This is a genomic window from Actinocorallia sp. API 0066 (assembly GCF_020991275.1).
Classification (GTDB): Bacteria; Actinomycetota; Actinomycetes; order Streptosporangiales; family Streptosporangiaceae; genus Actinocorallia.
This window is the reverse complement of the sequence record NZ_JAJLQY010000003.1, coordinates 226,277-241,214: the sequence shown is the minus strand read 5'-3', so window position 1 is coordinate 241,214 and position 14,938 is coordinate 226,277. Positions and strand designations below refer to the sequence as shown.

Below are 14,938 nucleotides of genomic sequence, written 5' to 3'. Positions count from 1 at the left end.
TTTCCTCGCTTAGAACTCGGGTGGGACGAGGACCAGGTACAGGGTCTCGATGACGTAGTTGAGGAAGAAGACGATCAGCGACGTGACGACGGTGGCGCGGGTGACGGCCCTGCCGACCCCGGCGGCCCCGTAGTCGCAGGTCATCCCGGTCGAGCAGGCCACCGCGGCGGCGACGAGGCCGAAGACCCCGGCCTTGACGAGGGTGACGAGCAGGTCGGAGGTCCGCAGCAGCGAGGCGGCCCCGTCGAAGTACGCGCCCGGTGTGACGCCCTGCTGGATCACGTTGAAGTAGAAGCCGCCCGCGACGCCCGAGAGGATCACCATCGAGCAGAGCAGCACCGACACGACGGCGGCGGCCCACAGCCGGGGCGTGACGAGCCGGTGCGTCGGGTTGATCCCCATCACCTCCAGGGCCGACAGTTCGTCGCGGATGCGCCGCGCCCCCATGTCGGCGGTGATGGCCGAGCCTCCGGCGCCGGAGATGAGGAGCGCGGCGGCCAGCGGCGCGATCTGCCGGACCATCGCGGTGACGACGAGCGCCCCGGTGCTGGACTGCGCGCCGATCTGCCGGGCGACGTCCCCGACCTGGAGCGAGATCGTCGCGCCGAGCGGGATCGCGATGAGCAGCAGCGGGACACACGTGACCCGGACGACGAACCAGCACTGCTCGACGAACGCGCCCCACCACGTCCGGACGTCCCAGCTCCGGCGGAGCCCCTCGAACAGCGTGACGTACAGCTCGCCGGTCTCGTCGAGCGTCCTCGCGGCGCGCGCCTTCACCAGCGCCGGGGCGCGTGCCAGCAGTGGAGCCATGCTCGGTGTCCCTCGCGGTCCGTGGCGGCGCGGCGCGGGGGTGGGCCGCGCCGCGAAACGGACGCCCCCGGCGGCGTGGGGCGGGCCGAGGGCGTCCGTCTTACTGACGGTCGGAAACTACTCATGACACACCAGGGACGTCAAGTGTCCGACACGTTCCACACGAGGGCGGCGCGGTGTGGTGGTGACGCTCGGTGGGCGTGTTCGGGCACGCCTGACGGCCGCGCCCGACCGGACGCGGGGCGGCGGAGCCGGGTCAGGCGGAGATCTCCTGGAAGAGGGCGGTGTAGAGGGGGAGCACGTAGCGGCGGCTGAGTTCGCGGGCGTCGTCCTCGGTCTCCAGCGGGATCACGCCGCGGTCGTTGAGGACGAACGACAGGGTGAGCCGGACGGTGACCTCCGCGAGGCCCTCGATGCGGGACGCGACCTCGGCGGGCGGGGACTGCGCGCCGTAGAGCTCGTGCCGCAGCATCAGGCTCAGGATGCTTCTGGCGAGCTCCACCAGCGCGTCGCTGTGCACGGTGAGCTGCGGCAGGATCGACTCGGGCTCGGTGTCGACGAGGCGGCGCAGCAGCCCGTGGCCGCGCAGGAACAGCAGGCAGAACGCGCCGGACTCCACGACCTGGCCCGCGCGGGTGGTCTCGCTCTCGCGGACGGCCGTCAGCCCCCGGTAGAAGCGCTGGACCTCGCGGTGCAGGACCGCTTCCAGCAGCACGTCCTTGCCGGTGAAGCGCCGGTAGACGGTCGAGCGGGCGAGCCCGCTGCGCCGCGCGACGTCCTCCATCGAGGAGCGGCGCAGCCCGAAGTCGGTGAACTGGGCGAGGGCGGCGTCCAGAATGCGCTCGGTCTGCTCGTCGGGCTCGACCCCCGCGGCGGAGTGCTCCGTCAGCGCGCGCTTCACCAGTTCCGTGAACATCTTCTCCCGTCCCCTGTTCCCCCTCAGTATGCCGCAAGAAGCTGTCGGACAATCGGACTTGAAATGTCCCACGCGTCCGATTAGTGTCCGGTGCGCCGGGCCCCGCCCGGCGGATTCCTGAGGAGACATTGGGATGACACAGAACAAACCCCCCGCCGCGACGTGGCCCCTGGTGGTGGGGACGGCCGGAAGCGCCGCCGTCGCACTCGCCTACCGGCCGCTGCTGCGCCGCTTTCCCTGGTCGGTGACGAACATGTCCGCGTTCCTCGCCGCCGAGGCCCCGCCGCTCGTCGCCGGGCTGCACGCGCTCGCGGCGGGCGCCGCGCTCCGCCCCGGACGACGCCGCCCGCTCGCGCTCGCGCTGAACCTGGCCGCGCTCGCCGGACTCGCCGGGCTGTCCGGCGACGCCCGGCGCTCGGCCCGCGCCCTCGCCACCGCCCTGGACCAGGCCGGGGTGACCCCACCACCCGAGCCACGCCGGAGACGACCACCGGGCGTCCCACACGGCCCGGTTGCGCGTTGGCGGTACCGGCGGGCGGCTGACGTCGTGTACGCCGACCACGGCAGGTTCGGCACGCTGGACGTGTGGCATCGCGCCGACCTGCCGCGCGACGGTAAGGCGCCGGTGCTGATCCAGATCCATGGCGGCGCGTGGCAGTTGGGCGACAAGGTCGGCCAGGGCGAACCGCTGATGGGCTACCTGGCCGAACAGGGCTGGGTCTGCGTCACGGTGAACCACCGGCTCGCCCCGGCCGCCCGGTGGCCCGCGATGATCGTCGACGTCAAGCGCGCCATCGCGTGGACCAGGCGGCACATCGCCGAGTACGGCGGGGATCCCGGCTTCATCGCCATCACCGGCGGTTCGTCCGGCGCCCATCTCGCGGCGCTCGCCGCGCTCACCCCCAACGACCCGGACTACCAGCCGGGCTTCGCGGACGCGGACACCTCGCTGGCCGCCGCGGTGCCCAGGTACGGGCTGTTCGACCTCACCCAGGACCGGCAGGGGCTGCGCGAACTGCTCGAAGGCAGGATCTTCGACACCGCCTACGCGACGCACACCGAGCAGTGGCGGCGGGCGTCGCCGATCCACCGGGTCGGACCGCACGCGCCCCCGTTCCTCGTCGTCCACGGCTCCCGCGACGCGATCGTGGGCGCCGAACAGTCCCGGAGCTTCGTCGACGCGCTGCGCGCCGCCTCGTCCGCTCCCGTCGGCTACGCCGAACTGCCCCGCGCCCAGCACGGCTTCGACACCGTCGCCTCGGCCCGCACCGCGCACACCGTCGTCGCCATACACCGCTTCCTGGCGGCGACGCACGCCAACGCGACACGAAACCGCAGGAAGTCGTCACGGCGGCGCGCCACCACCAGGACGGGAGGCCGCTGATGGCCGGACACGCGATCCGCACGCTCACGTTCCGCGTCCAGGCGCCGCGCGAGGTCGTCTTCGACGTGGTCGCCGACCGGTGCGGCTACGCCCGGTTCAGCATGCTGCGCTCGGTCACCCTGCTCACCGAGGGGGCGGACGGCGGCCAGAGCGTCGGCGCCGTCCACGGGATCGACATGGTCGCCGGTCTCGGCCCGCGCGAGCGGGTCGTGGAGCTGCGGCGGCCCGAACTGATGGTCTACGAGGTGATCGGCGGCATGCCGGTGACGGAGCACGTCGGCACCGTCGAGCTGACGGACAACGGCGACGGCACCACAACGCTCGCCTACACGATGCGCTCCTCCTCGCGCCTCCCGCTGCCCGAGCGGCTCTACGGCCGGATCCTCACCTTCACGATCCGCACGCTGGCCGAGCCCATCGCCGCCGAGGCCGCCCGGCGTGCGGCGGACGGCCCGCACCGACCCCCCAGCCAGGAGGAGACCCAACGATGACCGACCATGAGATCGTGATCGTCGGGGCCGGGTTCTCCGGCATCGGCGTCGCCATCAAACTGCGCGAGGCGGGGCACCGGGACTTCGTCGTCCTGGACGCCGCCGACGGCATCGGCGGCGTCTGGCACCACAACGTCTATCCCGGCATCGCGGTGGACATCCCGACGACGACCTACTCCTACTCGTTCGAGAGCAACCCGTCGTGGTCCCGGCTGTTCGCGCCGGGCGCCGAACTCAAGCGGTACGCCGAGCACTGCGTGGACAAGTACGGGCTGCGTCCGCACCTGCGGCTGCGCACCAAGGTCGTCAAGGCCGTGTTCCAGGAGGACGGCGACGTCTGGCACGTGCACACCGAGGACGGCGTCGTCGTCTGCCGGTTCCTCGTCGGCGCGGTCGGCCCGCTGGACCAGCCCAAGCCGCCGGACATCCCGGGCGTCGGGACGTTCGCGGGACGGACGGTGCACACGGCCCGCTGGGACGCCTCGGTGCCGCTCGACGGCGCACGGGTCGCGGTGATCGGCACCGGGGCGTCCGGCCTCCAGGTCATCCCCGAGATCGCCCCGCGCGCCCGGCACCTGTCGGTGTTCCAGCGCACCCCGATCTGGGTGATTCCCAAGCCGAACAGCAGGGTTCCGCGTGGGGTGCGGGCGCTGTTCCGCCGGGTGCCGCCCACCCAGAGCGCGGTGCGGCTCGTCAGTACCGCCTTCGCCGAGTTCGTCATGACCGCCGGGGTCGTGCACCACACCCGGCTTCCGTTCCTGGTGCGGTTCATGGAGCGGGTCTGTCTGCGGCACCTGGAACGGCAGGTCGCCGATCCGGAGCTGCGCGCGAAGCTGACGCCCCGGTACGCGTTCGGCTGCAAGCGGCCGTCCTTCTCCAGCACGTACCTGCCGACGTTCAACCGGCCCGACGTCTCCCTCGTCACCGACCCGATCCAGCGGATCACCGAGAAGGGCATCGTCACCGGGAGCACCGACCCCGCGACCGGCGCCGACGTCGAGACCCTCCACGAGATCGACACGCTGGTCCTGGCGACGGGGTTCGCGGTGATGAAGCTCGGCGCGGTGCCCGCCTTCCCCGTGTACGGGCTCGGCGGGGTCGAGCTCGGCCGGTACTGGGACGAGCACCGCTACCAGAACTACGAGGGCATCTCCACGCCGCTCGTCCCGAACTTCTGGCTGATGAACGGCCCGTACTCGGTGGCCGGATCCTCCTGGTTCAGCGTCATCGAGTCCGGGAGCAGGCACATCGTCCGCTGCGTCACCGAGGCGAAGAAGCGCCACGCGGTGCGCGTCGTCGTCAAGGCAGGGCCGCACGACGCCTACATGAGGAGCATGCGCGCGAAGATGAGGCACACGGTGTTCGTCCAGCCCAGTTGCGCCCAGGCCAACAGCTACTACTTCGACCGGCACGGCGACGCCCCGTTCGTCCGCCCGGTCTCCGGCCCCCGACTCTGGTGGGCCAGCCGCACCTTCAACCTCGACCACTACACCTACACGGTGGGGAGGGCCGACGCGCCGGTGCCCGTGCCCGCCGACCGGAAGACGGCGCCCGTCAGCACCTCGGGGGGAGCCGCATGAGCGAGAAGGTCAGCGTCGTGACCGGCGCGTCCGCCGGGATCGGCAAGGAGATCGCCCGCGCGCTGGCGAAGCGGGGTCACCGCGTCGCGATCGTCTGCCGCGACCCCCGCAAGACCGAGGACGTCCTCGCGGAGTTCGGCAGGACCGTGCCCGGCGCGTCCGTGGAGCCCTTCTTCGCCGACCTGTCGGTGATGGCCGACGTCCGGCGCGTCGCCGACGAGCTGCGCACCCGGTTCCGGGCCGTGGACGTGCTGGTGAACAACGCGGGGATCCAGGACACGAGCCCGCGGATCACGGTCGACGGGTTCGACAGGATGGTGGCCACGAACCACCTCGGCCCGTTCCTGCTGACGCGGCTCCTCCTGGACCCGCTGAAGGAGGCCCGGGGCCGGGTGGTCATGGTGGCCTCCGAGGCGCACCGCCTCGCCGACGACGTGGACGTGCACCGGCTCGCCGAACCCGGGCGCTACGCCGGGCTGGTGGCCGCCAACCGCGCCTATGGGCGCACGAAGCTCTACAACATCCTCTTCGCCCAGGAGTTGGCGATCCAGATGGCGAAGGACGAAGTGACCGCCAACGCGATGTGCCCTGGGCTCGTCGCGTCCAGCTTCCTGCGCGAGGTGCCGCGGCTGGCCCGGGTGACGCGGATCGCGGCGCGGACCCCGCTGGTCAACACGCCGGAGCAGGGCGCGCGCCTCGCCGTGCGGTTGGCCGTCGAGCCGGGTTTCGCCGGACGGACGGGCCGGTTCTACAGCACGACGCCCGGCGCGTCCCGCCTCCCGGTGACGCGGGCGCGGCTCGATCGCTCCTTCCAGCGGATCGTGTGGTACCGGACCGCCGACCTTGTGGAAGCGGACGGGGCGTGAGGTGATCTCCGGATGCGGGAGGCTCGGTTGGCGATCATCTGGTATCTGATGACACCAGATTGATTCGCTCTTGGTGTCAACCATACCGATGTCGTGTATAGACTTCTGGCATCGGTTGGCACCAGAAGGATGGGATGGGGCGGTGAAGGACTATCGCGGGCTGACGGCGGAGCAGCGCCGGGCGGAACGGCGGCGGCAGCTGCTGGACGCGGGGCTGCGGCTGTTCGGCGGCCAGGGGTACGCGGCGACGTCCGTGCGGGCCGTGCTGCGCGAGTCGGGGCTGAACGAGCGGTACTTCGCGGAGAGCTTCGCCAGCCTCGACGCGCTGCTCGCCGCCGTCCACGACGAGATCCACGCGGAGATGTTCTTCGCCGCCGCCCGGAGCCTGGAACTGGACGCCCCGCCGATCGTCCAGATCCGGCACGCGCTCGTGGAGATGGCGCGGTTCCTGGAGGCCGAACCGCTCAAGGCGCGCGTCAAGCTCGTGGAGGTCGTCGGGGCGGGCCCGCTGTCGCAGGCGTCCAGGCAGCGCGGGCTGCGGGCGTTCGCGGGGCTGCTCGCCACCGCCTTCCCGCAGCCCGCTCCGGACAGCCCGTTCCAGCCGAGGGTCCTCGCGACAGGGCTCGTCGCCGCGGTGAACGAACTGTTCGCCGCCTGGATCGACGGCGGCCTCACCCTGGGTCGGGACGAACTCGTGGACCACGCGGTGGTCCTCGTCAAGGCGACCGCCGACCGTCTCACCGACCTCAACGCATCCCACTGATCAGGAGAAACCCATGGCACCGAGCACCTACCGCGACCAGGACACCTGGCGCAGGCTCCAGCAGCGCCTTCCCGCCGCGTACCGGCTCACCGACGAGACGGCCCCGGCGGAGGAGTTCTGGAACTGGCGCGGCCACCAGGTCCACCTCGACCGTTACCGCAACCCGGACGCCCCGCTCAGGGTGATCCTGCACCACGGGGTCGGCACCAACGGCCGCCAGATGTCGCTGATCGTCGGCGCCCCGCTGGCCCGTCAGGGGTACGACGTCGTCGCGCTGGACAACCTCGGCTACGGCCTGACCCGCGTCGCGCCGGGCAGCAACCCCACCTACGACGACTGGATCGACCTCACCACCGACTTCCTCGCCGTCGAGCAGGCCCGCGACCCCCGTCCCACCGTGATGTACGGGCTCAGCGCGGGCGGCATGGTCGCTTACCACACCGCCGCCCGCGCCCCGCGGGGCTCGCTCGCCGGGATCATCGGCATGTGTTTCCTCGACCAGCGCGACCCTCGGGTCCGCAAGGAGACCGCCATCAACCCGCTGGTCGGCGCCGTGGGCGCCCCGGTGAACCGGCTCGCCGCGAGAACACCGCTGGGACGTCTGCGCGTCCCGATGCGCTGGGTCTCGAAGATGTCGGCGCTGGCCAACGACCCCGAGGCGATGCGCGTCTTCCGCACCGACCGGACCTCGGCGGCCAACAGCGTCACCGTCTCCTTCCTCGACTCCTACATGAGTTACGTGCCTGCCGTCGAGCCGGAGGAGTTCACCGCCTGCCCGATCCTGCTCACCCAGCCCGCCGAGGACCACTGGACCCCGCTCCACCTGAGCGAGCCGTTCCTCAGGCGCGTCACCAAGGTCCCCGTCACCACCGCCCTGCTGGACAACGCGGGCCACTACCCGCTGGAACAGCCGGGCCTCGACCAGATGCACACCGCCATCACCCGCTTCCTCACCTCCCTCTGACCGCCGCCAGCGCTCTCGCTCCGATCCCCGTCCCGCCCTTCTGGCGCCGGGCGGCGGGGTTCGGGTGGCCGAGGGCGTCCTGCGCCCGACGCGGTCGCGGACATGGGTGTGCGCGCGGTCAGAAGCCGAGTTGTTCGAGTGCGGAACGGATCTCGGCGATGCTGGTGAAGGCGGTGCCGCCGAGGGCGAGGCGCTTCACGAGGACCTGGAGCCTGCCCGGCCTGCCCTCGACGAGTTCGCGGTGCGACTCCTCGGCCTCGGCGACGTCGTCCGGTGAGCGCCGTTCGAGTTCGGCGATCAGGGCAAGGCTCAGCTCCGTGAGCCGCCGGGTCAGTTCCGTGTCGGCAGCGGCGGCCTCCACGCGTCCGTCGCCGGAGAGGATGTGGCCGGTGCCGCCGACCGCGCTGTTGATCGCGTTCAGCTTGCCGATCTCGATGTGGTCGCCCATCGTCACTCCTTCTGCGGGTTCTGCTGGTCCTGCTGCTGGGGTGTGTTGATCTGGCCGTGCCCCGTGATGATGTGGCTTTCGCCCCCGACAACAACGTTGCCGCCTTGGACGGTGTCGATCGTGTAGTTGTTGATGACCTTCACCTGGTCGCGGAACTTGCTGAGCTCCACCCCGTGGTCGTCGAGGAACTCCTCGACAAGCCCGAGAAAGGCGATCTGGAGACGCCTGGTGCTGTCGTCGACGTCGGACTGCTCGTTGAACTCGGACGTGTCGTACGACGCGACGGCCTCGCGCAGGCTGACCCGCGACCCGTAGTCGTTCTCGAATCCGGCCCTGATCGCGCGCGCCGCCTTCGCCTTCTCGGCCTCGTTGTCCCGGCGTTCCTTCGACGTCATCGTGTAATCCGTGTCGACGAAGGCGAGGGCGCCCAGGAAACACCGGAAACCCTCCCCGACCGCGTTCGCGACGGCACCCGGACGCCCGGCGGAGACCTGTTCCCGGTCGACGCGGAAACGGGGCCTTAGCGGTGGCAGCAGATACACGAGCCGTTCGATGGACAGGAGGTCCTTGTCGATCCACGCCCGCACGTACATGCACACCACGATGTCGCCGCCCCGCATCGAATGTTCGACGCACAGGAACGTCCGGGCGACCTCCGTCGGGTCGAGAAGACCGGCCTGGAGCAGGTCGGGCGGGACCGTGGTGCTCGGCGCCTTTTTCCGGTCGGGGAGCAGACCGGGAACAAGATGGACGTAGTCGCCGCGCACGTAGAGCCGGTCGCGCGCGGTGACCCCCGTCGGCCCCTTCGCCGGGAGATTCCAGGCGAGATAGGCGTGCAGGTCCGCTGCGGTGAACGGAAGGAGCGGCTTGGGGTCGCCGTTGTCGTCGAGGCCCGGACGGGTGAGGTCGATCGGATGCAACTGGAAGCTGTGCATCCGCCGACCGCTCCCGATGAAAGGGTCGTTCTCGCCCTGCGAGTAGATCACGACCTGGGCCTTGCCGACCTCCGCGAGCCGCCGCTCGTCCGGGGCGTCCAGCGGCGGGACGGGCACGTCGACGCCGTCGCGGCCGACCTCGACCGCCGCCGTCAGGTCCCCGTACACGCGTCGGGTGACCGCCGCCCAGGCGAGGCCCGCCGCCACCACGACCCCGCCTATGGCGACGGCGATCGACGCGGACAGCCAGGCCACGGCCGCGCCCGCCACGATGAGGCCGCGTGCGACGTTAAGAAGGACGTCCTGCTTACGCCGCCGCTCCCGAGCGCGGGCGGCGTGCCGGACGACCGGTGCGAGATCGACCCCGTAGGACGGGCAGACGGCCCGGGTCCCGCTCTCCATGACCGTGGTGAGCACGAACTCCCGCAACCGCTCGTCGACGTTCACCGAGTAGGACAGGTCACGTGTCACGAGCCAGGCCGGAAACCGAGGCAGTGCGGTGGTACTGAGATTGGCCAACATGTCCTCACAGAACCGAAAGCCCAACACACCCGAACTGCCCGAATGCTACACGCGCTTTCCGCCCTTCCGCCGAGCATTCCCGACAACGGTTTCAGCCCCCGTCCGCCCCATTCGCACGCCGCTCGTCCGCATGCGGCCACATGGGTCACCCGACATATTCTGTGGTCGTTCACCGGCCCGCCACGAGGCCGAGGTGCCACCGTCAATCTCCAGGCCCGCGAGCGGTCGGGTCGGCTCTAACACATACCGGCCCAGACGATCTTTCCGGCTTCGAGAATAAGATTGACCCGGTCGGGATCATGATCCAAGGTCATGGCGTACCATTCGCCGTCCGCCCCGATGACCCGAAGCGCATGGCCCGCCGCGGCTTCCTGGGAGGCGGCGACATCGAACGCCAACCCAACAAGATCGTCCCGTGGAACGGCGCCCCTGAGAGCGCCCTCCAAATACCAGTTCGCCTTCATATCCGCCCTCGACCTTCGACCGGGTCCCTCAACACGACGAGGGACGGGCATCGTGTGCGTGTCCGATTCGGACGGGTGGTGTGTGGCTGGTAAGTCATGGTTCGTCGATTGAAGTATCCCGCGCGATGCTGTTCCAGGGAACAGCGGGGAGCACGGACGGGACGTCATAAGCTCCCGGTGTTCTGCGGCACGCCCTTCCCGGCGGGCGCCGGGTCCCGCCGGTCCGGCGCGGAGCGCGCCGCGGCGACGGTGAGGACGACGGCCAGCGTCGCCGTGGCCGCGAGCGCCGACAACCCCAGCCGGTACCCGGCCACCAGCGCGTCCACGGCCTCCGCGCCCGGCTGATGGGCGGCGCTCGCGTAGAGGAGGTGACGGTCGGGCGCGGGCAGCCGCGAGGCGGCGAGCGCCGCGCACAGCGCGGGAGCCAGCACGAGGCCCAGGCTGTGCAGCGTCAGCCGCACGCCGTTGACGAGCCCGAGCCGCTCCTCGGGGACGCCCGTCATGATCACCGTGGTGTTCGCCGTGTAGAAGACGCCGTTGCCCGCCGAGACGAGGACCATCCCGACGGCGAGCACCGCGTACGGCGTGTCCCGTCCTACGGCTGCCGCGAGCAGCGCGAGCCCGGCCGCCGCCGTCGCGATCCCGTAGCGGGCGACGAGTCCGGGCGCGAACCGTCGGCCGAGGAACCCGCTCAGCGGCGCGGCGGCGACCCCGATCAGCGGTCCGGGCAGGACGGCGAGCCCCGCCTGCGCCGTCGTCAGCCCGTAGACGTTCTGGAAGTAGAGCGCCATCAGGAACACCTCGCCGATCCAGCCCATCGCGCCCAGCGCCGAGGCAGCGCCGTTGAAGACGAAGGGGCGGTCGCGGAACAGCGCGGGATCGATCAGCGGCACCCGGGCGAACCGCTGACGGGCCGCGAAACCGGCAAGGAGCAGGAGCATCAGCGCCAGAACGAGCCCGTCCACCGGCTCAAAGCCGCCGGACGCGGTGCGCGAGACGAGCAGCACGAGAAGCCCCAGCCACCCGGTCAGCAGGGCAGCGCCCGGCAGGTCGACCGGATCCCGGCGCGCCCCCTTCACGCGCGGCAGGACCAGCGCCCCCCAGAGGAGAGCCGCGAGCCCGACGGGCACGTTCAGCCAGAACACCCACTGCCAGCCGACGTTCTCCGCGAGATACCCGCCGAGCGAGGGCCCCAGCAGCGGCGCGGCCGCCATGATCCCCAGGTAGACGCCCATGCTCTGGCTGAGCCGCTCCGGCGGGACGGCCGCGGCGATCAGCGCCGTCCCGTTCGCCATGACCAGCGCGGCGGCGACGCCCTGGAGCACGCGCAGCCCGATGAGCAGGCCCATCGACCCGGCCCAGCCCGCGCCGAGGCTCGTCGCGACGAACAGGGCGATGCCGACGAGGTAGACGAGCCGCCGGTCGAACCGGTCGGCGACACGGCCGCTGACCACGAGGAGTGAGGTCTGGGTGAGGGTGAAGCCGAGCACGATCCACGTCGTCGCGACGGATCCCGCCCGGTAGTGCTCGGCGAGCAGGGGGAGGGCGAGGTTCAGCGCCGAGCCGCTCAGCAGGAGCATGACCGTGCCCAGGCTGACCGTCCCGACGACGTGCCAGGTGCGCGGCCCGTCCGGCCGCCGTCGCGGCACCGTCAGGCGTCGGACTCGGTGGCGACGACGGCCTCCACCTCGGCCTTACGCGCGGCATCCCCGACCGCCCCCGTGGCAACGTCCCAGGTCCTCATTCCCCGCCCTCCCGCTGCGTACGCCCCAAAACCCGCTTACACCGTACGAACCATGACACGCCCCCCGAGCCTCTGTCAACGCCCCGACAAGCGCCGCATCCCGTCGGCGCCACAAGCGAACGCACCGAGTGTGGACTCGCGTGATCCCGGTGCCGTCAGCGGGGGAGCCCGAAGCTGTCGGTGTTCACGGGATGGCCGTGATCTTCTCGCGGCCCGTGGTCTCGGCGTCGGCGAACGCCGGGCGGTGCGCCTTGACTGAGCAACTAGAGTTGCTTTAGTCGCCACGGATTTGGCGATGTCTTGGTTGTGGCCTGGTGGAGAGCCGTCCAGGCGGTGGGCCGCGAGGCGGACGGACGGAGAGGGACCGATGGCGGGTAAGGCGGTCGAGATGTACGCGGTGATCAACGGGCGGGAGGTGAGCCGTGACGCGCTGCTCGCGTGGGAGGCTCGGCGGATCCCCAAGGCGGCCTCGAAGATCGGGCTTCCCGTGCCGGGTGGCACGCTCGATGAGCGGAAGCTCGCCTTCGCGGACGCGAAGCTGGCGCTGGGCGCCGAGGAGGTCAAGCGGAGGCTGGCCCGCGATCTGCGGGTGTCCTCGGTGATTTCCCAGGCCACCGGTCGGCTCTCGCGCGGCAGGCGGGCCCTGTGCGTCGCCGAGCTCCACGTCACCGGGGGGAACGCCGCCGAGTTCCTGCGCTGGTTCAACGACGACGGGCGCGCCGACTACGGGTGGTCGATGATCGCCGCCAGCCCCGACCACTTCCTGATCCGGACCGACGCCGACGGTAGGCAGGAGGTGCTGGAGACGACCGGGGGCAGCCCTTCGGCGAGCCGGTTCCTCATCGACTCCACCGACCTGGGGTCTCTCGTCTCGCCCCGGCGCTCCGCCTATCCGCTTGAGGCGGCCGGGGTCGCCCGCACGGGGTCCGGGGTCGCCATCGGCGGCGTCCGGCACCAGTTCCGCGAGGAGCCGGGCGGCTTCGGCGCCCTGCTGTGCGTCGAGTTCCCGCGCGTCATCGCGCCGAGCATGGTCGCCGGGCACCGCTGGCACCTCGCCGCGGAATGGGCGAACTGGGTGGAGTTGGCCTTCGCGGACGCGGGTTGAGCCGTCGCCCGGTCACAGGCCGCCGAGCTGGGCGCGGGCGGCGGCGCGGCGTGCGAACAGTTCGAGGTCGGCGCGCCCGACCGCCCGGCCGGTGACGGCGAGCCTGAAGTAGACGGGGCTGGCGGCGTCCTCGAGGAGGAGACGCGCGTCGGTGTGCGCGGGCAGCTCGCCGCGCGCGACGGCACGCTCGACGATCGCCGCGCCGCGCTGGAAGCGCTCCGCCCAGAAGGCGTCGCGGGCGGCCCGCGCCGTCTCGTCCAGCTCGCCGCCGACGAGGACCGCGAGAACCGCCCGGGTGGTGCGCTCCCGCAGCAGCCGGGCGATGTCCTCCAGCATGGCGATGAGGTCGCCGACGAGGCTGCCGGTGTCCCGTCCTGGGTCCTGCTCGGCGATCTGCGCCAGCATCAGCTCGGCCACCAGCCGCGCCTTGGTCGGCCAGCGCCGGTACACCGTCGTCTTGTTCACCCCCGCCCGCGCGGCCACCTCCGGCAGAAGCAGAGCTTCATAGCCGACCTCGTCCAGGAGTTCCGCGGTGGCCTGCCGAACCCGCGCGACGACCGCCGCCGCCCTGCCCCCGGGCCTGCGCGGCCGTTCGGCGCGGACACCGCTCGATGACGTCATCCTCAGCACCCCCACCAGCCAGACGAAGCCCCCATGGTAATCGCGACCGACGTCGCCTTTGTCTGGCCGCGGCGGGGCGGAGAGGTTTGCGCCGACCTTACTCTCCCCCCGGGACGGCCTTGGGATCGCCGGGGCTAGCGTTGAGACATGGCGGCACAGTTCCACGGCGGCGACACCGGCGACGATCCGGTGCGCTCGTCGGCGGCGCGTGTGTTCGCCTCAATGGGCTACGACTTGGCTTCCGTGCACATGCTTGCCGAGGCCGCCGGGGTGTCCCGGGACGTCATCGAGGCCCGTGGCGGCAAGAGCGGCCTCTACCAGGAGATCATCGAGCGGTTCTCGAGCGACTCGATCGCCATGCTCACCGAGGCGGAGCGCGACTTCAGGCCCGACGAGAAGGGGATGCACCGTTTCCTCGACCGGGCGCTGGACTTCTATCTCGACCATCCGGCGGAACTGGCGATCTGGCAGCACCGCAGACTCGACGACGCGGCCGACCTCGTTGATCTCGACGCCCGCTACCACATGTCCTCCTACCGGAAGATCCAGGGGATTCTGGGCCCCGACCTCATGGCCGTGCCGACCATGCAGATGTTCCTCAGCGTCCTCATCTGGAGCGTCGTGGGGTTCTCGGTCGGCGGCATCCCCGACATCGAGCGTGTCGTGATCAGGGCCGACACCATCGAGGGCAGGGTGCGCTTCCGCGCCGAGATGCACCGACTCCTGGACCTCGTCATCGACTCCCTGAGCCGCTGACGACGCCGACAGCCCCTCCCCGACCCCTGACCCCGGCCGCCGCCCCGGGATTGTTCCGGGGCGGCGGGTGGGGTCAGCTCGCGGTGACGTCGAGGACCCAGGTGATGCCGAACGGGTCGGTGAGCATGCCGTACAGGGGGGACCAGGCGGCGGGGGCCAGGTCGACGATGACGGTTGAGCCGGTGGTGAGGCGCTTCCAGTAGTCGGTGATCTCGTGGGCGTCCGCGCCGCGCACCGAGACGAAGAACGGGGCGTCGCCCTGGCTCCACGGGCGGGACGACGGGACGTCGTAGGCCATGATCCGGAAGCCGTCGGACGAGGTGACCTGGCCCCACATGATCTGATCGGCTTCGTCGGGGTGCCGCACACTGTGCGCGTCGGCGTAGGTGACCGCGACGAGCTCGCCGCCGAACACCGACCGGTAGAACTCCAGGGCCTGGCGTGCGTCACCCCGCAGGTTGACGTGCGCGACCGTGCTGATCATCGTTCTCCTCCGTGATCGTTCCCGTGCGGCCCGGCCGTTCCGGGCCGCTGGAGGACCACGATCACAGGGGTAGCGGACAGGA

General features: G+C 71.2%; 16 protein-coding genes. 8 read left to right on the top strand and 8 right to left on the bottom strand.

Translation table 11 applies throughout. The features are described from left to right. Positions 1-9 precede the first annotated feature (9 nt). Positions 10-813, bottom strand: a complete 804-nt coding sequence (locus tag LO762_RS08910) for an ABC transporter permease (protein ID WP_230613928.1) — start codon at positions 811-813, stop codon at positions 10-12. 256 nt (positions 814-1,069) lie between these two features. Continuing rightward, a complete protein-coding gene (locus tag LO762_RS08905; RefSeq protein ID WP_230613926.1) occupies positions 1,070-1,729 on the bottom strand; it encodes a TetR/AcrR family transcriptional regulator in 660 nt (219 codons plus the stop codon). A gap of 133 nt (positions 1,730-1,862) precedes the next feature. Between LO762_RS08905 and LO762_RS08900 the strand changes: the two genes are divergently transcribed. From LO762_RS08900 to LO762_RS08875, 6 genes are all read left to right on the top strand, one after another. Beyond that, entirely contained in the window at positions 1,863-3,113 is a 1,251-nt protein-coding gene (locus tag LO762_RS08900) for an alpha/beta hydrolase (protein ID WP_230613924.1), read from the top strand. After that, on the top strand, positions 3,113-3,604 hold the full coding sequence (locus LO762_RS08895; RefSeq protein WP_230613922.1) for an SRPBCC family protein: 492 nt from the start codon (positions 3,113-3,115) through the stop codon (positions 3,602-3,604). Before LO762_RS08900 ends, LO762_RS08895 begins: the two co-directional genes overlap by 1 nt. Further along, positions 3,601-5,184 carry an NAD(P)/FAD-dependent oxidoreductase gene (locus tag LO762_RS08890; protein ID WP_230613920.1) on the top strand — a complete coding sequence of 528 codons (1,584 nt, stop codon included), beginning with the start codon at positions 3,601-3,603 and terminating at the stop codon, positions 5,182-5,184. The genes LO762_RS08895 and LO762_RS08890 overlap by 4 nt, the downstream gene beginning before the upstream one ends. Then, positions 5,181-6,050: an SDR family NAD(P)-dependent oxidoreductase gene (locus LO762_RS08885; protein WP_230613919.1), complete on the top strand. Its 870-nt coding sequence runs from the start codon at positions 5,181-5,183 to the stop codon at positions 6,048-6,050. The genes LO762_RS08890 and LO762_RS08885 overlap by 4 nt, the downstream gene beginning before the upstream one ends. A gap of 142 nt (positions 6,051-6,192) precedes the next feature. Further along, on the top strand, positions 6,193-6,813 hold the full coding sequence (locus tag LO762_RS08880) for a TetR/AcrR family transcriptional regulator (RefSeq protein WP_230613918.1): 621 nt from the start codon (positions 6,193-6,195) through the stop codon (positions 6,811-6,813). Between the two features lie 13 nt (positions 6,814-6,826). Then, positions 6,827-7,777: an alpha/beta hydrolase gene (locus LO762_RS08875; protein WP_230613916.1), complete on the top strand. Its 951-nt coding sequence runs from the start codon at positions 6,827-6,829 to the stop codon at positions 7,775-7,777. A 118-nt stretch (positions 7,778-7,895) separates the two neighbouring features. Here LO762_RS08875 and LO762_RS08870 read toward each other — a convergent pair whose 3' ends face one another. The 4 genes from LO762_RS08870 to LO762_RS08855 all read right to left on the bottom strand — a co-directional run bounded on the left by LO762_RS08870 (position 7,896) and on the right by LO762_RS08855 (position 11,795). Beyond that, entirely contained in the window at positions 7,896-8,225 is a 330-nt protein-coding gene (locus tag LO762_RS08870; RefSeq protein WP_230613914.1) for a hypothetical protein, read from the bottom strand. Positions 8,226-8,227: 2 nt separating this feature from the next. Further along, on the bottom strand, positions 8,228-9,631 hold the full coding sequence (locus LO762_RS08865) for a hypothetical protein (RefSeq protein WP_230613912.1): 1,404 nt from the start codon (positions 9,629-9,631) through the stop codon (positions 8,228-8,230). A gap of 287 nt (positions 9,632-9,918) precedes the next feature. After that, positions 9,919-10,080: a hypothetical protein gene (locus LO762_RS08860; protein ID WP_230613910.1), complete on the bottom strand. Its 162-nt coding sequence runs from the start codon at positions 10,078-10,080 to the stop codon at positions 9,919-9,921. A gap of 230 nt (positions 10,081-10,310) precedes the next feature. Further along, complete coding sequence (locus LO762_RS08855; RefSeq protein ID WP_230613908.1) at positions 10,311-11,795, bottom strand: MFS transporter; 1,485 nt, start codon at positions 11,793-11,795, stop codon at positions 10,311-10,313. Positions 11,796-12,257: 462 nt separating this feature from the next. On the opposite strand from LO762_RS08855, the gene LO762_RS08850 reads away from it, so the two are divergent. Beyond that, positions 12,258-12,995 (top strand): hypothetical protein, encoded by a 738-nt coding sequence (locus LO762_RS08850; RefSeq protein ID WP_230613906.1) that lies wholly within the window; start codon positions 12,258-12,260, stop codon positions 12,993-12,995. Between the two features lie 12 nt (positions 12,996-13,007). Here LO762_RS08850 and LO762_RS08845 read toward each other — a convergent pair whose 3' ends face one another. Beyond that, complete coding sequence (locus LO762_RS08845) at positions 13,008-13,616, bottom strand: TetR/AcrR family transcriptional regulator (protein ID WP_230613904.1); 609 nt, start codon at positions 13,614-13,616, stop codon at positions 13,008-13,010. A 147-nt stretch (positions 13,617-13,763) separates the two neighbouring features. Between LO762_RS08845 and LO762_RS08840 the strand changes: the two genes are divergently transcribed. Beyond that, a complete protein-coding gene (locus LO762_RS08840) occupies positions 13,764-14,372 on the top strand; it encodes a TetR/AcrR family transcriptional regulator (RefSeq protein WP_230613902.1) in 609 nt (202 codons plus the stop codon). A gap of 73 nt (positions 14,373-14,445) precedes the next feature. Here the strand turns inward: LO762_RS08840 and LO762_RS08835 are convergent, their stop codons facing one another. Beyond that, complete coding sequence (locus LO762_RS08835; RefSeq protein WP_230613899.1) at positions 14,446-14,856, bottom strand: VOC family protein; 411 nt, start codon at positions 14,854-14,856, stop codon at positions 14,446-14,448. Positions 14,857-14,938 lie beyond the last annotated feature (82 nt).

Bases quoted from the DNA above. Each gene is read 5' to 3' on its own strand.
- LO762_RS08910 (WP_230613928.1), bottom strand. From the start codon at position 813: ATGGCTCCACTGCTGGCACGCGCCCCGGCGCTGGTGAAGGCGCGCGCC.
- LO762_RS08905 (WP_230613926.1), bottom strand. From the start codon at position 1,729: ATGTTCACGGAACTGGTGAAGCGCGCGCTGACGGAGCACTCCGCCGCG.
- LO762_RS08900 (WP_230613924.1), top strand. From the start codon at position 1,863: ATGACACAGAACAAACCCCCCGCCGCGACGTGGCCCCTGGTGGTGGGG.
- LO762_RS08895 (WP_230613922.1), top strand. From the start codon at position 3,113: ATGGCCGGACACGCGATCCGCACGCTCACGTTCCGCGTCCAGGCGCCG.
- LO762_RS08890 (WP_230613920.1), top strand. From the start codon at position 3,601: ATGACCGACCATGAGATCGTGATCGTCGGGGCCGGGTTCTCCGGCATC.
- LO762_RS08885 (WP_230613919.1), top strand. From the start codon at position 5,181: ATGAGCGAGAAGGTCAGCGTCGTGACCGGCGCGTCCGCCGGGATCGGC.
- LO762_RS08875 (WP_230613916.1), top strand. From the start codon at position 6,827: ATGGCACCGAGCACCTACCGCGACCAGGACACCTGGCGCAGGCTCCAG.
- LO762_RS08870 (WP_230613914.1), bottom strand. From the start codon at position 8,225: ATGGGCGACCACATCGAGATCGGCAAGCTGAACGCGATCAACAGCGCG.
- LO762_RS08850 (WP_230613906.1), top strand. From the start codon at position 12,258: ATGGCGGGTAAGGCGGTCGAGATGTACGCGGTGATCAACGGGCGGGAG.
- LO762_RS08845 (WP_230613904.1), bottom strand. From the start codon at position 13,616: ATGACGTCATCGAGCGGTGTCCGCGCCGAACGGCCGCGCAGGCCCGGG.
- LO762_RS08840 (WP_230613902.1), top strand. From the start codon at position 13,764: ATGGCGGCACAGTTCCACGGCGGCGACACCGGCGACGATCCGGTGCGC.
- LO762_RS08835 (WP_230613899.1), bottom strand. From the start codon at position 14,856: ATGATCAGCACGGTCGCGCACGTCAACCTGCGGGGTGACGCACGCCAG.